This window comes from Soonwooa sp. T0.1_25 (assembly GCF_057652215.1).
Map to the genome: position 1 here is coordinate 284581 of NZ_JBYFBZ010000002.1, position 18464 is coordinate 303044.

Genomic DNA, 18464 nt, shown 5'->3' on the forward strand with positions numbered 1-18464 from the left:
AATTTTTGCAAAATCTCAATTCTACTAAACAAATATCAACAATTGGCTTACACAAAGCGATGCCGATTGTCGAATGGTGAGTTTGGGTTGTCGTATGGTGAGTTTTGACCAACAAAAAACGCATCGAAGATTGCTCTCCGATGCGTTTTACCAAACTAACTATTAACTTTAATTAACTATTTTTAAGCGCTTCAGCTCCCGAAACGATCTCAAGGATTTCGTTTGTAATCGCAGCTTGACGAGCTTTATTATAGAATATTTTAAGCTCATTTCTCAAAGCTTCCGCGTTGTCTGTCGCTTTGTGCATCGCAGTCATACGCGCACCATGCTCAGAAGCTACAGAATCTAGAATACCTTTGTATACTTGCGTCTTGATAGACTTAGGAATCAAAGTTTCAAGAATCTCTTGTCTTCCGGGTTCGAAAACATAATCAACATTAATTTCTGATGTTTTCTCAGGCATTGCGATAGGAAGTACTTGCTCTGTTACAACCTCTTGAGTTGCTGCATTAATGAATTTGTTATACACTAGATAAACTTTATCAAATTTACCAGTCTTATATTCATCCATTATTTTTTGAGTCATTTTAGCAACATTCTCAAAAGAAAGGTTATCGAACAAAGAACTGTGGTTTTCGAAAACTGTTTTGTTTCTTCTAACCGCATCGTATACTTTTTTACCAATCGTGATAATCTCAACATTGTGATTTTGGTTGTTAGAAAGCTGATGGTTAAGTTCTTTAATAACCGAAGAGTTGAAAGCACCAGCAAGACCTCTGTTAGAAGTAACAACGATGTAAAGAACATTCTTCACTTCGCGTGCTACCGCATATTCCGAAACATTTTCGGAGTCAGAGCTAGAGCTAACGTTTTCTATAATTTCTTGAAGCTTTTCAGAATAAGGTCTTAACATTACGATAGCATCTTGCGCTTTTTTTAGTTTCGCTGCGGAAACCATTTTCATCGCGCTAGTAATCTGCATCGTAGATGAGATGGACGTAATTCTGCCTCTAATTTCTTTTAAGTTTGCCATTATTTTTTTTGTTTCAAGTTTTCATTGTTTCAGGTTTAAAACTTATTTAATTAAACTTTAAACCCGAAACTTGAAACTAATATTAATTATATTTTGCAGATAAATCTGTAGCAACTTGCTTTAACACACCAGTGATATCATTATCGATTTTACCAGCTTTAAGCGCTGACATTATTTCTGGATGTTTGTTTTTAAGGAAGTCAACGTACTCAACGATGAATTCTTTAACTTTATTAATTGGGATATTTTTCAACAAGTTTTCTGTACCAGCGTAGATCATCACAATTTGATTTTCTACTGGAAGTGGTGAGTTAACTGGTTGCTTAAGAAGCTCCACGTTTCTTTCACCTTTACCAATAACTGCAAGTGTAGATGCATCTAGGTCTGAACCGAATTTAGCAAAAGCTTCAAGTTCTTTGTACTGCGCTTGGTCAAGCTTCAAAGTACCAGATACTTTTTTCATTGCTTTGATCTGTGCATTACCACCAACACGAGATACAGAGATACCTACGTTAATTGCTGGACGAACCCCTGAGTTGAACAAGTCTGACTCCAAGAAAATCTGTCCATCTGTAATCGAAATTACGTTAGTTGGGATATATGCAGATACGTCACCCGCTTGCGTCTCAATAATTGGAAGTGCTGTTAAAGATCCTCCACCTTTTACTAATGGTCTTAGAGATTCTGGAAGGTCGTTCATTTGAGAGGCAATTGTATCATCAGCGATAACTTTTGCAGCTCTTTCTAACAATCTTGAGTGAAGGTAGAAAACGTCCCCTGGATAAGCCTCACGTCCTGGTGGTCTTCTTAATAACAAAGACAACTCACGGTAAGCAACAGCTTGTTTTGATAAATCATCATAAACGATCAATGCTGGACGACCAGTGTCTCTGAAAAACTCTCCAATAGAAGCTCCTGCCATAGCAGAATATACCTGCATTGGAACTGGATCCGAAGCATTAGCAGCAACAACAACTGTGTAAGCCATTGCACCTTTATCTGTTAATGTTTGTACGATTTGTGCAACTGTAGACGCTTTTTGTCCGATTGCAACATAGATACAATATACTGGTTTCCCAGCGTCATAGAATTCTTTTTGGTTGATGATCGTGTCAATAGCAACTGTAGTTTTACCAGTTTGACGGTCACCAATGATTAGCTCTCTTTGTCCTCTACCGACAGGAATCATCGAGTCAATCGCTACGATACCTGATTGTAACGGTTCAGTTACTGGTTGTCTGTAGATAACACCTGGCGCTTTTCTTTCAAGAGGCATTTCGTAAAGATCTCCTGTGATAGGACCTTTACCATCGATTGGGTTACCCAATGTGTCAACAACTCTTCCTAACATACCTTCTCCTACTTTGATAGAAGAAATAGTGTTAGTTCTTTTAACAGTATCTCCTTCTTTTACAAGTTTTGATTCTCCAAGTAGAGCCACACCTACGTTGTCTTCTTCAAGGTTTAATACAATACCTTCAACACCACTTTCGAATTTTACCAATTCTCCGTATTGTACGTTTTCTAAACCGTAAACACGTGCAATACCATCACCGATAGAAAGTACAGTACCTACTTCCTCTACGTTAGATTGCGTATCGAAATTTGCTAATTGTTGCTTCAGTATCGCGGATACTTCTGCTGGATTTATTTCTGCCATTTTATGGTTGTTTTTTCTTAATTAAGTTGAAATTCTTTCTTAATGTTATTAAGTTTTGTTTTCACAGAAGCATCGATTTGTTTATCACCAACTCTAAGGATATAACCTCCCAAGATTTCTGGGTTGATAATACTTTCTACTTCGAAATCTGTATTGTTAGGAACCAATTGAGAAGCCTTAAGGATGTCTGTAACTGTCTCTCTTGACAAAGCTGTTGCTGATGTTAGAGATACACGTTTTGTCCCTCTGATATCTTCAACTTTGTTGATAAATTCTTGAGCAATATTTTTAAGTTGAGACTCACGTCCCTTCTTAATGGTCAATTTAATAAGATTTTGTGCAACAGGTGAGAAAGCTCTGAAAACTTCTCCAGCAACTTCAATCTTCTTTTTAGCATCGATAAAAGGCGTATCCAAAAATTGGTTTAACTCTTTTGATTGAGACATGATTTTCACCACATCTTGCATCTCTGTGAAGACTGCATCAGTACTACCTGCTTCTTGTGTAAACTCAAGGAGACCCTGTGCGTATCTTTTTGCAACTTTAGATGTTAGCATTGTTCTTAGTTAAGGTTAGACTTGTTGATTAAGTTTTCAACTAGAGCAGTTTGAGCTTCGTTGTTATCTAACTTTTGTTTTAGAATATTTTCTGCGATGCTTACAGATAAAGTACCGATTTGGTTTTTGATATCTGCCATAGCTGCGTTTTTCTCTGTTTGGATAGAAGCTTTAGCGTTAGCAATCATCTTCTCTCCTTCTACTTTAGCAACATCTTTAGCATCGTTAACGATTTTATCCTTCATCTCTCTCGCTTCTTTTAAGATCGCGTCACGCTCTAACTTAGCTTCACGAAGAATTCTTTCGTTATCTTCTTTAAGTTGAGACATTTCTTGACGAGCTAATTTAGCTTGATTAAGAGCATCTTGAATATTATTTTCTCTTTCTCTTACAGCACTTAAAATTGGAGACCAAGCAAACTTAGCTAACAAAGCTAAAAGCAAAAGGAATACAACTGCTGTCCAAAATAAGTTACCAATTGAAGGCGTTAATAAGTCCATTATCTAAATGTATATTAAGTTATAATTGTTTTAGTTTTAATAAAAGGATTCTACACACCAACCGTCTGTAGAATCCTTAATTGTTTTTATCCGTTACCTAGTAATGCTACTACGATACCGAATAGACCAGCACCCTCGATAAGAGCTGCTGCGATAATCATTGCAGTTTGGATTTTTCCTGATTGCTCTGGTTGTCTAGCGATACCTTCCATAGCGCTACCACCAATTTTACCAATTCCTAATCCTACTCCTAGAACTGCTAAACCAGCTCCGATTGCTGCGATACTACCTGTCATAATGTTATAATTTAAAAAGTTGCTTTCTATTAATTAATTTTTAGTGATCGTGGTGAGGCTCCTCAACCGCTGATCCGATAAACAATGCTGTTAACATTGTGAAGATATAAGCTTGCAATGCTGCCACCAAGACTTCTAACACATAAATGAATAATGTTAAACCTAAAGATACCGGCGCAATCATATAAGTTTTCATGATAAAGATCAACGCGATCAAACTCATAATAATGATATGCCCTGCAGTCATGTTAGCAAAAAGACGAATCATCAATGCGAAAGGCTTAGTAATAATTCCTAATAATTCTACAGGAACCAAAATAATGTATACTAAGATTTTACCACCGAAAGGCATGTTGTTCCCTAATGGATCCAACATGTGCATCCAATATGTTTTTTTACCACTCAGGTTAACCACTAATAATGTAAACACTGCCATAACCATTGTGAAGGCAATATTACCAGTTGTGTTAGCCGCTCCTGGCACAAGTCCTAAAATATTAAGAACCCAAATGAATAAGAATAATGTCACTAAATAAGGAACATACTTTCTATATTTAACAGAACCGATGTTTTGTAAAGCGATATCATCTCTTACAAAAAGGATAATTGGCTCCATAAACTTCGCGACACCACTTGGGACAGCCGATTTTTTGTAACTAGCTTTCGTAGCGAATGCTAAAAGAATAATAATGATAGCCGCCAAAATCATCTGTGCAACCACTTTAGTAATAGAGAAATCTAAAGGCTTAGCATTAGTTGGATGTTCTACACCTTTTTCATCTTTTTCGATGTTAAGTGTTCCAGCAGCGTCAGTTTTATAAATTTTACCGTGGTATAGCTTATAATTCTCTCCATCAACGTTAGCAACCAACTCGCCTTCGTGACCGAATTTTGCAGAACTGAAAACCTTCAATCCATTATCTACTAAAATAACTGGAAGTGGAAAACCAACAGAGCTCTCGCCCTCTCCCCACATGTGCCAGTAATGACCATCAGCAATGTGATGCATAATGAACGGTACAGGATTGTACTTCTCTTCTTTAGCCGTCTCATGCCCTTCGTGTGACTGTGCAAACGAAAAACTTATTACGAATACATGAAGAAGAACTAACAGTTTTTTAAAACTCATGACTAGATTGATTTCTAAAATTTTTGCAAAAATATAAAATATTATCCGATTTTGGGAAACCTTTAACTTAAATATTTTTATGATATTCGTCTTGTTTTCTAACCAAAGCAAGCACTACCGCCACTTCCACAGCAAGATACAACCAATATATCGCAAAATATGCTAAAAGATTATTTTTAAAATCTTTTTCAAACAACGCAATATAACCGATTGCGAAGAGTTTGAAAACTACAAATCCTAAAAATATAAATCCAATAATATTTTTCTTTTTTAACCCAAAAACAGCTAGCATCGTTAAGACACCAATTAAGGTTATAAAAAACAACAAAAAATGTATCCTGTAACTCAAATGCATAATATCTTGATTCCCCAAAAACCACTGAATCAAAAACATTATCGCCGAAAACAAAAGGAAAAGCACCGCGTAAGTTGGTACGACTTTTAAATTCTTCATTTTGGCAAAACTACCAAAAATAATTTAGAACTACTTTATTTATTATAAATTCATTATTTTTGCAAACCTAATTACTCAAAAAGATGTTCAACAGTTTACAAGACAAACTCGATAAAGCCTTACACAATATATCAGGCCGCGGAAAAATCACCGAAATCAACGTAGCGGAAACCGTTAAGGAAATAAGACGTGCTTTGGTAGATGCCGACGTTAACTACAAAGTTGCGAAAGATCTTACCAAAAGAGTTCAGGACAAAGCGATTGGTCAAAATGTATTAACATCGTTAACGCCAGGACAGTTGATGACCAAAATCGTACATGACGAATTGGTTGATCTTATGGGCGGTTCTCAAGAGGGCATCAATCTTTCTGACAAGCCAACCATTATCTTAATTGCAGGTCTACAGGGTTCTGGTAAGACCACTTTTTCTGGTAAACTTGCCAATTATTTAAAACAAAAAAGAAGTAAAAAACCTCTATTGGTAGCCTGTGACGTCTATCGTCCTGCTGCGATTGATCAGCTAAAAGTATTGGGTGGTCAGATTGGAGTTCCTGTATATACGGAAGACGGAAATCTTAACCCAGTTCAGATTTCTGAAAACGCGATTAATTTTGCTAAATCTAACCACCACGACGTTATCATCATAGATACCGCGGGTCGTTTAGCAATTGATCAAGAAATGATGAACGAAATCCGTAACGTTCATCAAGCTGTAAAACCTACCGAAACACTTTTCGTTGTTGACTCAATGACAGGACAAGATGCTGTTAACACAGCAAAAGCCTTCAACGATGTTCTTAACTATAACGGTGTTGTCCTTACCAAATTGGATGGTGACACACGTGGGGGTGCGGCATTAACGATTCGTTCGGTGGTTGAGAAGCCAATCAAATTCATTTCTACAGGTGAAAAAATGGAAGCGCTCGATCTTTTCTATCCAGAAAGGATGGCAGACAGAATCTTAGGAATGGGTGACGTTGTGTCCTTAGTAGAAAGAGCGCAGGAGCAATTCGATGAAGAGGAAGCAAAAAAGCTTCACAAAAAAATTGCGAAAAATGAATTCGGTTTTGATGACTTTTTAAAACAAATTCAGCAAATCAAAAAAATGGGTAACATGAAGGATCTTATGGGGATGTTACCAGGCGTTGGCAAAGCAATAAAAGATGTTGATATTAGCGACGACTCTTTCAAACATATCGAAGCGATTATCTATAGCATGACGCCAGAAGAAAGAAGAAAACCATCAACCATTAACATGCCTCGCAAACAACGTATTGCAAAAGGTGCTGGTAGAAAACTTGAAGAAGTTAACCAACTGATGAAGCAATTCGAGCAAATGGGGAAAATGATGAAAATGATGCAAGGTCCTCAAGGAAAACAAATGATGCAGATGATGAGCAAGATGCCAAATATGCCAGGAATGGGCGGCGGATTGTTCGGAGGAAAATAATTTTTTATTAATTCAATTTTTAGATAAAAAAAACTCTCAGATTGCTCTGAGAGTTTTTTTTTTATTTTATGTGTTAAGATTAGAACTTATATCCTACACCAACTTGGAAGTAATTTAATTTTAGCGAAGAATCCACCTCTTTTTTATAGATTTTGGACACGCCTAAATTATATCTTGCATCCACAACAAATGCGTTCATGAAAGTATAATCTACCCCAAACTGAACACCAAATGTTGGTTTTGCTAAATTATCATTTAAAACTTTGTTAAATTGATGTAACTCCGAAGCCATTTCCTGATTAGCTTCATTAATAACATCTGCTGGCAAATTAGATTCTTTATACTCACCTTTTATTTTGCTAGACGTCGTGATGGAAATATTTGGACCAGCGTATACAGACAGTTCTGGTATAACATAATATTTAAGTGAAATCGGGAAAACAATTTGCTCATATCCAAAATCCATATTTAATTTTGCGTAACTGCCAGATTCTGATAATTGCCCTTGATATTTCCCTCCTAATCCAGCATACAAACCTTCGATCTGAACTGCAATTTTTTCGTTAAATTTTTGCTCAAAAAACAGACCAATAAAGAAGTCAGAACGCCCTTTTTTATCTAAAGCCACTTGTTCAAAATCCATATTTTCTTTAGTATTAATTTGCGAGTTTATATACCCACCTTTAATACCAAAAGAAGATTTTTGAGCATTCATTGCCCCAAAAAGTGCCAAAGCACCAACCAATAATATTTTTTTCATTGTTTATTAAAATATTGCGCAAAAATATAATTATTTATCAAATTAACAAAATTTAACTAAAATTCACTCGTTAAATTTTAATTTAAAAAAAAATATACAACTAAAATGTTCAGATAAAAAACCAAATTATCGAAAAATATTATAGTTTATATAAAATTAAGTGAACTAATTTTACATAAAAATACCCAAAAAAGTTGAGCATTCTTTATATTATTATTGTAAAATTAGTTACAACGGTAACCTATACCAACATTAAAATTATTAGCACAAACAGAATAACCCGAAGTTGCATTCTTAAGATGATTGTTTAACTAGAAACAATATCTTGCTTCAGCAAAAAACTTTGATATTAAATTATAAGCTAATATGACTATATTTAATATCTAAAATAAAAAAGAGCAACCTTTCGATTGCTCTTAAAATAAATATTTTGTTGTAAAATCTTATTTGAAAAGATATTTAACACCAAAAGTAACTGATCCTAAGTTAAGTCCGAAATTATAATTATCATTTTTAACTTTGAAATTATTAGGATTCTCTTCTGGCTTAAAGCTAGTTGATCTATATCCAAACTCTCCAATTGTAGCCTCAATAGTCCAATTTGGAGAAATAATATAATCGATACCTGGTTTTACAACTACCCCAAAAGAATTAACATTTCCTTTAACATCAGCTTCTCCGTTTTCTTGACCTTTAAGACTACCAAACGCCATAGGAACAGACAATTGACCAAATAACAAGAAATTATCACTTACATTCCAATATTTTCTAACCAATGGCTCAACTGTAAAAGTAGAAACTGTAGATTTATCAAAACTTTCACCAAGTATTCCACCTGGCTCAGAAGTAGTAGATTGATATCCAACACCTACTCCAATTGCCAAATTAGGCGCTACAAAATATCCTACAACTGGTGCAACAGCAAATGAATTTTCTTTAGACTCATCGCTAGTTCCAAAATCACTAGTAACTTTGCTTTCGTTACCTGAATATGCAACTTGACCTGAAATAAACATTGTCCCTTGAGCAATCTGTGCATTAACTGATGCGAAAAGTGCAACAGCACCTACTAAAAATAACTTTTTCATAAATGATTAAAATTGATGCTGCAAATTTACAAGATTTCGTTTTAACTATTTTTAACAAAAATTATGAAATATATCAGCTATTTTGATTTAAAAATTAAATGTTCAAGTTTAACATTTAGCAATGATTTCAGAAAAGCATTCAGAAAAGTTCAAAAATACCTCACATTGAATAAAAAAAAACACTATTACAAGTGGTTTAATCTTAAAAGTAAGTATTTTTTAATTATTACTTTCTGAAAGAATAAGCATATCCAATATTAAACGATTGCACCGATCCTCCTTTAACACTAATGCCTTTATAACCGATATAAAGTTCGTTACCCTTACCAATAATAACGCCAAGCTTTGGCTGGTATAGAAAACCTCCTTCTCTGTTCTCATTTAAAACAAAACCATAACCCAAATCAAGACCTAGACTAACTTTCTTAGCAATATTATATTGAGTAGTAAGCGCAACAGGCACAAGACTAGTCGGCTCTGGTCTGAAGTCATATCTATAGTCCATAAAATTAATACGCTGCGCCTCTTTATAAAAATACGCTGAGTAACCCGTAGTTATCCCCAATTCAAAATTAGGAGCAACTTCCCAAACATAAGCAACATCAACACCAGTTGTCACGGTAATAGCATCTTTTGTATCTCCTAAAGGCAAACCAACATGAGCTCCTATTTTAGGATTAGAATTAACTTGAGCCTTAGAAATAATCGCTGCAAAAGCCATTACAAAAAATAATATTTTCTTCATAAATATAAATTAGCCGCGAAAATACAACCTTTCTCTTAAAAAATAAAAAAGTCGCTCAATTGAGCGACTTAACTTATTAAGTTATGAAAATTTAAAATTTATAACCTACACCAATTTGAAAAAAGCTATTTTTTGTAGAATAATCTTTCGGTGCATCTTTCTCTAAATTTGATAGACCAAAATTATATCTTGCATCAAAAAATAAACCTTGTGGCAAGCTATATTCTACCCCGACAAAAGGAGCAAGATTTAATGAACTAATATGCTTCTTAACATCTTCTTCTCCAGACTCTGTATCTCCTTCATAAGTTTCTGTCCATTTATCTTTTGCTGACATAATAAATCCAAAATTAACACCAGCGCTTAAAGCAAACTGATCTGCTACAAAATATTTAGCAGAAACAGGAATTAATAAAGTACCTAGATTTATTTTAGATTCATACGAGTATCCACTTTCACTTTCTTTTGTTTTCCCTCCTAAGTCAGCATATAGAATTTCTCCTTGTAATGCAAACTTATCTGTTAGCTTATGCTCAACTAAACCTCCAACATAAAAAGAGGACTTCGCATCGCTAGAAAGTTTCTCACTTCCTGCTTTTGTAGAAAGTGTTGACATGACATAACCAGCCTTAACACCAAATTTTGTTTGTTGCGCATTAACTGCTGCAAAAAGTGCTAAAGCACCTACTAAAAATAATTTTTTCATGATTTCAAAATTTAATAAATGATTAATTGTTTTCAATTTTTAAACTTAACAATCCTGAATACTTTATTAATAAAGGAAAAAGGTCTAGAAATATAGATAACAAAATAAATTTGCATAATTCGTAAACTTCCAACACAATTACTATCATTAAAAGCCATTCATGGTTATTAGTTATTATTATATCAAATATAATATTTTTTCTTAAATTAACAAATTTTATGATTTTATTATTAATAAAATCACAAAAACCTGCTTACACAGGCTTTTGCAAAAGATTACGAATTATTAAAATTTTCGATTATGTTAATTTATTTAACATTAAAATTAATAGTTTGGTTATGATAAACTCCTGAAAGCTTGATTATGATCGTACTTTTCCATCTCGATTCAGGTTTTAATTGTGGGTTTTCGACATCTTCGGCAATAATATTCAACTTATCATCACTTTTTACAATAGAAACAACTTTGATATCATTCATACTTTTAGGCGTTGCATTTATTGCAATGAGGTTTTCGTTAGCATCATACGCAGGAATAGGAATTTGTCCATAACCTTTCGGCGAAGCATTCAAAAACTGATACAAATAGTCAATCTCCTGTTGACTATTTAATATTCTGGAAGTATTATCTCCTAACATCTCAAGTTTTGATTGATGAATTACTTCAAAAGCGATTGCATCCGAACCAGAAGTAACTACTTTATTTTGAGGTGAACATTGTAATGCTAAAACAGTTACCAACAATATATATAAGTATTTCACGCGAAAAAACTATTTATTTGGTTGATTTTGCTGATCTTCCTTATTATAAGCCAAGATAATTTTCTTAACCACCGGATGTCTAACAACATCTTCTTCTGTTAAATACACAAAACCAATTTCTTCAACATCTTTCAAAATCCTCATCGATTCTCGAAGTCCAGATTGTTGATTTTTAGGTAAATCAACCTGACTAGGATCGCCTGTGATAATAAATTTAGCATTCATTCCCATTCTTGTTAAGAACATTTTCATTTGAGAATGTGTCGTATTTTGCGCTTCATCTAAAATTACAAAAGCATCATCCAACGTACGTCCACGCATAAAAGCCAAAGGTGCTACTTCTATAACTTTCTTTTCCATAAAGCCTTCTAGCTTCTCATGCGGAATCATATCACGAAGGGCGTCATATAATGGTTGTAAATATGGATCTAATTTTTCTTTAAGGTCGCCAGGTAAAAATCCCAAACTCTCCCCCGCTTCCACAGCTGGTCTAGTCAAGATAATCCTTTTAACCTCTTTATCACGAAGTGCCCGCACCGCTAAAGCCACACTGGTATAGGTTTTTCCTGTACCAGCGGGTCCAATTGCGAAGACCATGTCTTTCTTGTCGGTTGTTTTTACTAATTTTTTTAGATTGGAAGTTTTAGCTTTGATCACTTTACCGTTAACACCTTTAACAATGATATCTTGATCAAAAACCAATTGCTTTTCTTCCTCCGATTTTATTTTTAAAATAGATTCAACATTTTTGAGGTCGATGCTATTATGTTTAGAGATAAAAGCAACAATATCGTCTAGTCTAGATTTAAGAACATCCAAAGTTTCTTGATTACCCATCGCAAAAATATAATTATCGCGACCCGTAATTTTAAGAGTTGGAAAGCTAGATTTAATTAGATTAAAGTATTGATTCTGTACACCATAGAAGACTTTTGTATCGATGTCAGAAATTTCATAATTTAGTTCATACATATATTTTCAGAGTATTTTCCTAACAAATATATAGAATTGATTTGAGGAAAGCCTTGACCTGAGCATATATTTATAGTTAATTTTGCATAAAATAAAAGAGATGCCAATTATAAGTTTAACTTCGGATTACGGAACCGTCGACCATCGCGTTGCCTGCATCAAAGGCAGTCTTCTTAGTCAGAACGAAAACATAAAATTGGTTGACATTAGCCACGATATTTTAGCCTACAATCTTCAACAGACGGCCTATATTATTAGAAGTTCTTACAAAAGCTTCCCAACTGGCAGTATTCACATTATTTGCGTTGACAGCTTTTATCATAAAGACCGAAAAAACATTCTTGCAAAAGTTGATGGACATTACTTTTTAGCGGCTGACAACGGCGTTCTTAATTTAATTTTTTTCGATATTAAACCTGATTACGTTTACGAAATCACATTGAATAAAAGATTTGATGACACGATTAACTTTACGGCAACGGATATTTTTGTCCCTGCAGCCATCCACCTTTCTAACGGTGGCGTGCCAGAAGTTATTGGTCGTCCAACGCTAGATACAAAGGAGACTTTTTTTGTGAATGCGAGCTACAAAGCTTCCGAAAAAATGATTATCGGCGAAGTAATGTATGTCGATAATTTTGGAAATGTGATCTCAAATATCCATAAAAGTCTTTTTGAAAAACATGCGAGCAATTTCGAATCTTTTACGATTAAATTCAGGAATATAGTTTTGACAAAGATTTTTAATCAATACACAGATTTAATCCCAAATTGGGAACAAGAGCAAGAATATCACGGTAAATCTGCGGTTATATTTAATGATAATAATCTTCTCGAATTAACTGTATACAAAGGCAGTCTTCACAACGGCGCCGCCTCTCTATTCGGTATGAATATGGGCGAAAAAATCTATATCGAATTCGAGTAAAGTCTAAAATAAAAAAGCGTTTGTTGTTAACAAACGCCTTTTTTATATTTAATTTCTTAATAAATTATTTAACAAACTTTTTAGAAATAACTTGTCCTTCAATGGTTGCATAAGCGACGTAAACACCGGCAGCAAGTCTACTAATGTTAACTTCAGAATTTCTATCAACTGCTAGATCTGTTTTAACAATTTTTCCAGCCATATCAAAAATCTCCAACTTATCAATCACTTTATTTGATTTTACTATTAATGTATTTTTTGATCCAGTAACAGCTAATGAAAAGCCGATCGTTTTAACATCAATAGTAGATAATGTTTTACATTCTACTTTCGCAATCCATCCTTTCTCAACAACCGAAGCATTAGATGAAAAACGTATTGTGATTGCTCCTGTCGGGTGTGTCGATTCGAAAGAACCTAAATTTTGCGTTCCCGAAATATTAATTGAACCGTTATGTAAAAATGGTGTTGATGCAATATTAGGTCCGTCATAAATTCTCATCATATCTCCACCTTGTTCTGTTACAAACTCAGTAAACGTTAGCTTTATTTTATCATTAGGATTGCTAGGTGTAAAAGTTTTAATAATAACTTCACTATTACCATAATCGCGATCTTCGCCTCCAGAATCTGTAAAATTATAATTATTACCACACCATTGTGCATCTGTCATAATAAGTTGAGTCAAGGCATAAGAGTTTTCGCCACCACAATTAACGCCAACACTTACAGTATAATATGTATTAGGTTCTAAAGTAGCAATATTAATGACTTTATTAGTTACAACACCAGTCTTAACAACAGTACCATCCGTTTTAGCAATTTTATATTTCCATTCAGTTCCTCCATTATTATCAATAATTGTCGCTGTAAGAGAATTTGGAGTCAGGTTGGAAATCTGAAGATTGGACACCGTGGGATTACAACCTGTCACACAATCTGTATTAAGACAAGCTTTGGAGTCTACCGTCTGACGAATTAACGCGCCTGGCTGCGGACCAAAACCTAATGCCAAGTTAACACCAACACCACCTACCAAATGACAATAACTCATTATCGTTCCTTTTGCGGGAATTGGACCATCACAACCTTCGGAAAAACCGCCAACTGGGCCACAACCATCGATTGGCGTGTTATCACCATTCCATACACAAGCATGCGTATGTGGCGAACCTAAAGAATGTCCCATCTCATGCGTCATTGCCATAATAGTCCAAGAATAAGTTGGCACATTTGAATAGGTCATATTAATACCGGAATAAGCATATTTACTTGTAGAGCACAAAGAGTTAAGGTAAGCTACACTTGTCGTTGAAGGATAATTAACGAGATGCGCTAGATCTCCATTAAAAGTTGTACGAGTAGCCTTAAACTTTGCTAAATTTTCGTCAAAACTTCCAGTATAAGGATCAGCTAAAGTCCATACAAAAATCTCATGCAATGACATTTTAACGCCATCATTATTGTACAAAGTTCCAATATTATTATGGATTGCTGTTATCCAGTTGGTTGTTTTAGTAACATCTCTCCCATTCTGAATGTAAGGTTTATTACAGATTTCATAATACACTCTTACACAATTCTCGGTTGTTTGAGCCGTTTTAGAGATTGTATCAGGATCAAATGAAATTTTCTGATTTTGATTTTCCATCAAAGCATCAGCCTTACAAATAAACTGACTTTTCCCCGTTAAAGTAGCATCGGAATAAACAATAAAATCTTCAGAAGAAACCGCCTTTCCTAATGCGATATTTCCAATCTTAAGATCAGAAGCCAATCCTACAACATCATCTTCAAAAAAACTAAACGCAACTATTGAAGATGCATCACCTTTAATAATACCTTGATAATATACGCCTGGTTTATAATTTTTGAATTCCCCTTTGTCCGTTTGAACAGTCAAATTCTTTTCACCTCCAAAAATATCATTCTGTAACAATTCGACAGTAATCATTTTTTCACGAAACGGAAAAGTCATTTCGATAGCTGTTGGTCGTTTTAAAACCAAATTCTCTAATTGTTTCTTGTCAAGATCTAGTACAATAGCATCAGTCGCAGATTGCTTGTATACAGCATTTTTGCTAGCGTCCTCGTTTTTTTTAAATAAATTGTAGCTTTCAAAACTTTGTTTACTTGTTTTGTAATCAATAATTCTCTTCGCTACTTTTTGTCCAGATTGACCAAAAGATAAAGAAAACGCACAAAACAAGAAAATAACTTGTAATATTCCTTTCATTTTTAATTTTTTATTAATCTTTTGCAAATAAAAGATAAAAAAATCAATTTCACAATTTACAAGATATTTGAGGCATCGTCAATTTTGTTTTAGCAATTAAAAGTATATTTGCAAAAAATTGACACGTGCTCTATTTGATTATCAAAGCGATTCACATTATTTTTATGGTCAGCTATTTTGCTGGAATGTTTTATTTACCAAGAATTTTCGTGTATTATAAAGATACCGACGATTTCGAAAATCCAAAACAAAATATCCTGCGCGAGCAATATGCCTACATGGCAAAAAGATTATGGAACATCATCATCGCTCCTGCTGGTATTATCATGCTTTCTTGCGGTTTGATTATGATTGGATTAAATACTGGTCTCATGAAAATGTCTTGGTTTCATTTAAAATTAACATTTTTGATCGGACTTTTAGCCTATCATATTTGGGCTTGGAGAAAAACGAAAAGCCTACAAATCTTAAATGGTAAAGCTTTAAAAACCTCCAATATCAAACTACGACAAATCAACGAAATTGCAACGTTCTTACTATTTGGCGTTGTTTTTACAGTGATTTTAAAATATTACATTATCGCGTATTGGTGGCAATTATTAGTGAGTTTCATCGTTATTATCATGCTGATCATGGCAACTGTCAAATGGGTTAACAAAGGAAAAAAGTAAGTCTAAGTTAGAAGCGAAATATCAACTAAACAACACATACAAAACACTACAAAGAAGCATGTTTGCAATATTTAAAAAAGAACTTTGGAGCTATTTCGGAAACTGGAGCGCATGGGTGATCATCGGCGCTTTTAGTTTTGTATCGGCTTTATTTTTATTCTTCTTCGAAAACAGTTTCAACATATTAGACATCGGGAGCGCATCTTTACAAAGCTTTTTTGTGTTGGCGCCTTGGCTTTTGATGTTTATCATTCCAGCTTTAACGATGCGAAGTCTGGCAGAAGAACAACAATCTGGGACTTTACTTTGGTTATTTTCTCAACCTTTAAAAATCTCGGAGATCATTAATGGAAAGTTTTTTTCCGTTTGGACGATTGGCGTTTTATGTTTAATTCCGTCTTTAATATATTTTTATACCATTTATAATTTAGGAATTCCGGAAGGCAACATCGACATGGGAATGACCTTTGGAAGTTATTTTGGCTTAATTGTTTTACTTGGAGGTTTTTCGGCATTAGGAATTTTAGCGTCATCATTTTCGTCAAACCAAATCATGGCGTATCTACTTGGTGTATTGCTTTGCTTTGTCATGTATTTTGGCATCGAACAATTAGCAAGTTACAAGTTGCTAGGTGGCGCAGATTTTATTTTACAGAATTTTGGATTTTATCAGCATTTTATGTCTTTTACAAGAGGACTTATCGATACTCGAGATTTATTTTATTTTGTATTTGTAATGTTTATTTGTCTTAAAATCGCTCAATTTTCGGTATCAAAAAAGAAGTAAAATTTCCTATATTTTTTTTAAAAAAATGAACAAAAACAAAATCATATATATTCTAGTAGGACTTTTGCTATTGTTAGGCATTTTTGGCGTGTTCTACAAACGATTTGACTTAACTTCAGAAAAGCGTTACACACTATCGGATGCCACTATTAAGATGCTGGAATCCATTAGAAAACCTGTAATGATCGAGGTTTATTTGGATGGCGATTTCCCAGCTTCTTTTAAACAATTACAAAACGAAACGAAATTCCTTTTGGACGAATTCCGAAAAATCAATCCAAAAATAGATTACAAATTCCGTGATCCAATTGCCGAAAAAATCCCAATGGACACCTTGCAAGCAATGGGCATGCAACCGTCAATGTTACCAGACATCAAAGACGGCAAAATCACTAACATCGTGATGTATCCTTATGCTGCCATCAAATATGAAGACTACGGATTTGCAATTCCGCTAATTATCCAACAAACAGGCATCGACTCGAGCGAGCAACTTAACAAATCCATCGAAAGTCTTGAATATAATTTTGCTTCCAACATCAAAGCGATGACCGAAGAACAAAAGAAAAATATTGGATTTTTGGTTAACCAAGACGAATTGGGAAAACAAGAATTCACCAGCTTTGTGGAAATGGCTTTAGAAAATTATAATGTTGGGCCAATTATCCCAGAAAATAAAACTGAGTTAAGTCTTGCTGACATCCCAAAACTTCGACAAATGGACGCTTTGGTGATTGCAAAACCTCGTAAAGCTTTTACAACCAACGAAAAAGTTATTCTTGACCAATACATCATGAATGGCGGAAAAAGCCTTTGGATGTTAGATGCCGTTAATGCCGAGATGGACACGCTTTTCCGTTCCAAAAAGATTATGGCATATCCTGTTGATATGAATTTGACGGACATGATGTTCAGTTACGGCGTTCGTGTTAATCCTGGTTTGGTTAAGGATATGAAGCAATCGGCTCTAATTCGTTTGGTGACTGGCGAAGTGGCTGGTAATCCACAATTCACGAATTTGATGTGGCCTTATTTCCCACTTGGTATTTCGCAAAATCAAAACGCAATAACGAAAAATATTAATCCTGTTAAGTTTGAATTCCCAACTTCTATTGATACACTTTCAAGAAAAAATACAAAATTTAACGTTTTATTTGAGTCGAGCGGCCACACGATTACGAAGAGTATTCCGAATTATGTTTCACTTTCCGAAATGGTAAAAATGGACAGTATTGGTGCAATGGAACAGGCGTCTACACCTAAGATTTTTGCAGTGTCTTTAGAAGGAAAATTCCAGTCGGCTTATGCTACAAGAAGCGAAAAAAATGGCTTCCCGAATTTTAAAAATCAAAGTTCAAACAATAAAATGATTGTGATTGCCGATGGTGATATTGCAAGAAATCAAACCGTAAAAGGTCAAGCCATGCCTCTAGGCTTCGATTATCTAACGCAACAGCGTTATGGCAACGAGCAATTCCTTAGAAATGCACTCGATTATCTTTTGGACGACTCCAACTTGATGGCGCTTCGTAACCGAAATATAGAAATGCGTCTTCTCGACAAACAACGTATTGATGCTGAACGTCAAAAATGGCAATGGACCAATCTCCTTTTACCACTAGGGATTTTGGGCGTGCTGGGCGCATTGTTCTTCTGGCTCAGAAAAAAACAATTTTCATAATACAAAACCTGTCAAATTCGGCAGGTTTTTTTATTATTTTTAAACCTCA

At 34.5% G+C, this 18464-nt stretch carries 19 protein-coding genes; 5 read left to right on the forward strand and 14 right to left on the reverse strand.

What is annotated here, in order from left to right:
- Nucleotides 1-172 precede the first annotated feature (172 nt).
- From atpG to AC23MB_RS04445, 7 genes are all read right to left on the reverse strand, one after another.
- A complete protein-coding gene (gene atpG / locus AC23MB_RS04415) occupies nt 173-1033 on the reverse strand; it encodes an ATP synthase F1 subunit gamma (protein WP_374330776.1) in 861 nt (286 codons plus the stop codon).
- An 82-nt stretch (nt 1034-1115) separates the two neighbouring features.
- Nucleotides 1116-2693, reverse strand: a complete 1578-nt coding sequence (atpA, locus tag AC23MB_RS04420) for a F0F1 ATP synthase subunit alpha (RefSeq protein WP_487786615.1) — start codon at nt 2691-2693, stop codon at nt 1116-1118.
- A 17-nt stretch (nt 2694-2710) separates the two neighbouring features.
- Nucleotides 2711-3250 (reverse strand): ATP synthase F1 subunit delta, encoded by a 540-nt coding sequence (atpH, locus tag AC23MB_RS04425; RefSeq protein ID WP_313215975.1) that lies wholly within the window; start codon nt 3248-3250, stop codon nt 2711-2713.
- A gap of 5 nt (nt 3251-3255) precedes the next feature.
- Nucleotides 3256-3750 carry a F0F1 ATP synthase subunit B gene (locus AC23MB_RS04430; protein WP_313215974.1) on the reverse strand — a complete coding sequence of 165 codons (495 nt, stop codon included), beginning with the start codon at nt 3748-3750 and terminating at the stop codon, nt 3256-3258.
- A gap of 86 nt (nt 3751-3836) precedes the next feature.
- Entirely contained in the window at nt 3837-4046 is a 210-nt protein-coding gene (gene atpE, locus AC23MB_RS04435) for an ATP synthase F0 subunit C (protein ID WP_034675836.1), read from the reverse strand.
- 40 nt (nt 4047-4086) lie between these two features.
- Entirely contained in the window at nt 4087-5175 is a 1089-nt protein-coding gene (atpB, locus tag AC23MB_RS04440; RefSeq protein ID WP_313215973.1) for a F0F1 ATP synthase subunit A, read from the reverse strand.
- 67 nt (nt 5176-5242) lie between these two features.
- Entirely contained in the window at nt 5243-5629 is a 387-nt protein-coding gene (locus AC23MB_RS04445; protein WP_487786616.1) for a hypothetical protein, read from the reverse strand.
- Nucleotides 5630-5712: 83 nt separating this feature from the next.
- On the opposite strand from AC23MB_RS04445, the gene ffh reads away from it, so the two are divergent.
- Nucleotides 5713-7080, forward strand: a complete 1368-nt coding sequence (gene ffh, locus AC23MB_RS04450) for a signal recognition particle protein (protein ID WP_487786617.1) — start codon at nt 5713-5715, stop codon at nt 7078-7080.
- 79 nt (nt 7081-7159) lie between these two features.
- On the opposite strand, the gene AC23MB_RS04455 is transcribed toward ffh, so the two are convergent.
- The 6 genes from AC23MB_RS04455 to AC23MB_RS04480 all read right to left on the reverse strand — a co-directional run bounded on the left by AC23MB_RS04455 (nt 7160) and on the right by AC23MB_RS04480 (nt 12112).
- A complete protein-coding gene (locus tag AC23MB_RS04455) occupies nt 7160-7840 on the reverse strand; it encodes a porin family protein (RefSeq protein ID WP_312322554.1) in 681 nt (226 codons plus the stop codon).
- Between the two features lie 443 nt (nt 7841-8283).
- Nucleotides 8284-8928, reverse strand: a complete 645-nt coding sequence (locus AC23MB_RS04460; protein ID WP_487786618.1) for an outer membrane protein — start codon at nt 8926-8928, stop codon at nt 8284-8286.
- 226 nt (nt 8929-9154) lie between these two features.
- Nucleotides 9155-9673, reverse strand: coding sequence for a hypothetical protein (locus AC23MB_RS04465; protein WP_487786619.1), 519 nt, complete (start codon nt 9671-9673; stop codon nt 9155-9157).
- A 91-nt stretch (nt 9674-9764) separates the two neighbouring features.
- Nucleotides 9765-10415 carry a porin family protein gene (locus AC23MB_RS04470; protein WP_487786620.1) on the reverse strand — a complete coding sequence of 217 codons (651 nt, stop codon included), beginning with the start codon at nt 10413-10415 and terminating at the stop codon, nt 9765-9767.
- 272 nt (nt 10416-10687) lie between these two features.
- Nucleotides 10688-11140, reverse strand: coding sequence for a hypothetical protein (locus tag AC23MB_RS04475; protein ID WP_487786621.1), 453 nt, complete (start codon nt 11138-11140; stop codon nt 10688-10690).
- Between the two features lie 9 nt (nt 11141-11149).
- Nucleotides 11150-12112 carry a PhoH family protein gene (locus AC23MB_RS04480; RefSeq protein ID WP_312324558.1) on the reverse strand — a complete coding sequence of 321 codons (963 nt, stop codon included), beginning with the start codon at nt 12110-12112 and terminating at the stop codon, nt 11150-11152.
- Between the two features lie 100 nt (nt 12113-12212).
- On the opposite strand from AC23MB_RS04480, the gene AC23MB_RS04485 reads away from it, so the two are divergent.
- Nucleotides 12213-13040, forward strand: coding sequence for an SAM hydrolase/SAM-dependent halogenase family protein (locus tag AC23MB_RS04485; protein ID WP_312324557.1), 828 nt, complete (start codon nt 12213-12215; stop codon nt 13038-13040).
- A 64-nt stretch (nt 13041-13104) separates the two neighbouring features.
- Here the strand turns inward: AC23MB_RS04485 and AC23MB_RS04490 are convergent, their stop codons facing one another.
- Nucleotides 13105-15276: a M12 family metallo-peptidase gene (locus AC23MB_RS04490; protein ID WP_374330792.1), complete on the reverse strand. Its 2172-nt coding sequence runs from the start codon at nt 15274-15276 to the stop codon at nt 13105-13107.
- 125 nt (nt 15277-15401) lie between these two features.
- Between AC23MB_RS04490 and AC23MB_RS04495 the strand changes: the two genes are divergently transcribed.
- The 3 genes from AC23MB_RS04495 to gldG are packed head-to-tail and all read left to right on the forward strand — an operon-like array spanning nt 15402 to nt 18415.
- The gene (locus AC23MB_RS04495; RefSeq protein ID WP_312324626.1) at nt 15402-15947 is read left to right on the forward strand and encodes a CopD family protein; all 546 of its coding nucleotides are present in this window, start codon (nt 15402-15404) and stop codon (nt 15945-15947) included.
- Nucleotides 15948-16005: 58 nt separating this feature from the next.
- On the forward strand, nt 16006-16734 hold the full coding sequence (locus AC23MB_RS04500; RefSeq protein WP_374330794.1) for an ABC transporter permease: 729 nt from the start codon (nt 16006-16008) through the stop codon (nt 16732-16734).
- A 25-nt stretch (nt 16735-16759) separates the two neighbouring features.
- On the forward strand, nt 16760-18415 hold the full coding sequence (gene gldG / locus AC23MB_RS04505) for a gliding motility-associated ABC transporter substrate-binding protein GldG (protein ID WP_487786622.1): 1656 nt from the start codon (nt 16760-16762) through the stop codon (nt 18413-18415).
- The last annotated feature ends 49 nt before the right edge of the window (nt 18416-18464 follow it).

Coding starts and splice junctions, on each gene's coding strand:
- atpB (WP_313215973.1), bottom strand. CDS start 5,175: ATGAGTTTTAAAAAACTGTTAGTTCTTCTTCATGTATTCGTAATAAGT.
- AC23MB_RS04430 (WP_313215974.1), bottom strand. CDS start 3,750: ATGGACTTATTAACGCCTTCAATTGGTAACTTATTTTGGACAGCAGTT.
- atpE (WP_034675836.1), bottom strand. CDS start 4,046: ATGACAGGTAGTATCGCAGCAATCGGAGCTGGTTTAGCAGTTCTAGGA.
- AC23MB_RS04485 (WP_312324557.1), top strand. CDS start 12,213: ATGCCAATTATAAGTTTAACTTCGGATTACGGAACCGTCGACCATCGC.
- gldG (WP_487786622.1), top strand. CDS start 16,760: ATGAACAAAAACAAAATCATATATATTCTAGTAGGACTTTTGCTATTG.
- ffh (WP_487786617.1), top strand. CDS start 5,713: ATGTTCAACAGTTTACAAGACAAACTCGATAAAGCCTTACACAATATA.
- AC23MB_RS04500 (WP_374330794.1), top strand. CDS start 16,006: ATGTTTGCAATATTTAAAAAAGAACTTTGGAGCTATTTCGGAAACTGG.
- atpH (WP_313215975.1), bottom strand. CDS start 3,250: ATGCTAACATCTAAAGTTGCAAAAAGATACGCACAGGGTCTCCTTGAG.
- AC23MB_RS04465 (WP_487786619.1), bottom strand. CDS start 9,673: ATGAAGAAAATATTATTTTTTGTAATGGCTTTTGCAGCGATTATTTCT.
- AC23MB_RS04445 (WP_487786616.1), bottom strand. CDS start 5,629: ATGAAGAATTTAAAAGTCGTACCAACTTACGCGGTGCTTTTCCTTTTG.
- AC23MB_RS04480 (WP_312324558.1), bottom strand. CDS start 12,112: ATGTATGAACTAAATTATGAAATTTCTGACATCGATACAAAAGTCTTC.
- AC23MB_RS04455 (WP_312322554.1), bottom strand. CDS start 7,840: ATGAAAAAAATATTATTGGTTGGTGCTTTGGCACTTTTTGGGGCAATG.
- atpG (WP_374330776.1), bottom strand. CDS start 1,033: ATGGCAAACTTAAAAGAAATTAGAGGCAGAATTACGTCCATCTCATCT.
- atpA (WP_487786615.1), bottom strand. CDS start 2,693: ATGGCAGAAATAAATCCAGCAGAAGTATCCGCGATACTGAAGCAACAA.
- AC23MB_RS04460 (WP_487786618.1), bottom strand. CDS start 8,928: ATGAAAAAGTTATTTTTAGTAGGTGCTGTTGCACTTTTCGCATCAGTT.
- AC23MB_RS04490 (WP_374330792.1), bottom strand. CDS start 15,276: ATGAAAGGAATATTACAAGTTATTTTCTTGTTTTGTGCGTTTTCTTTA.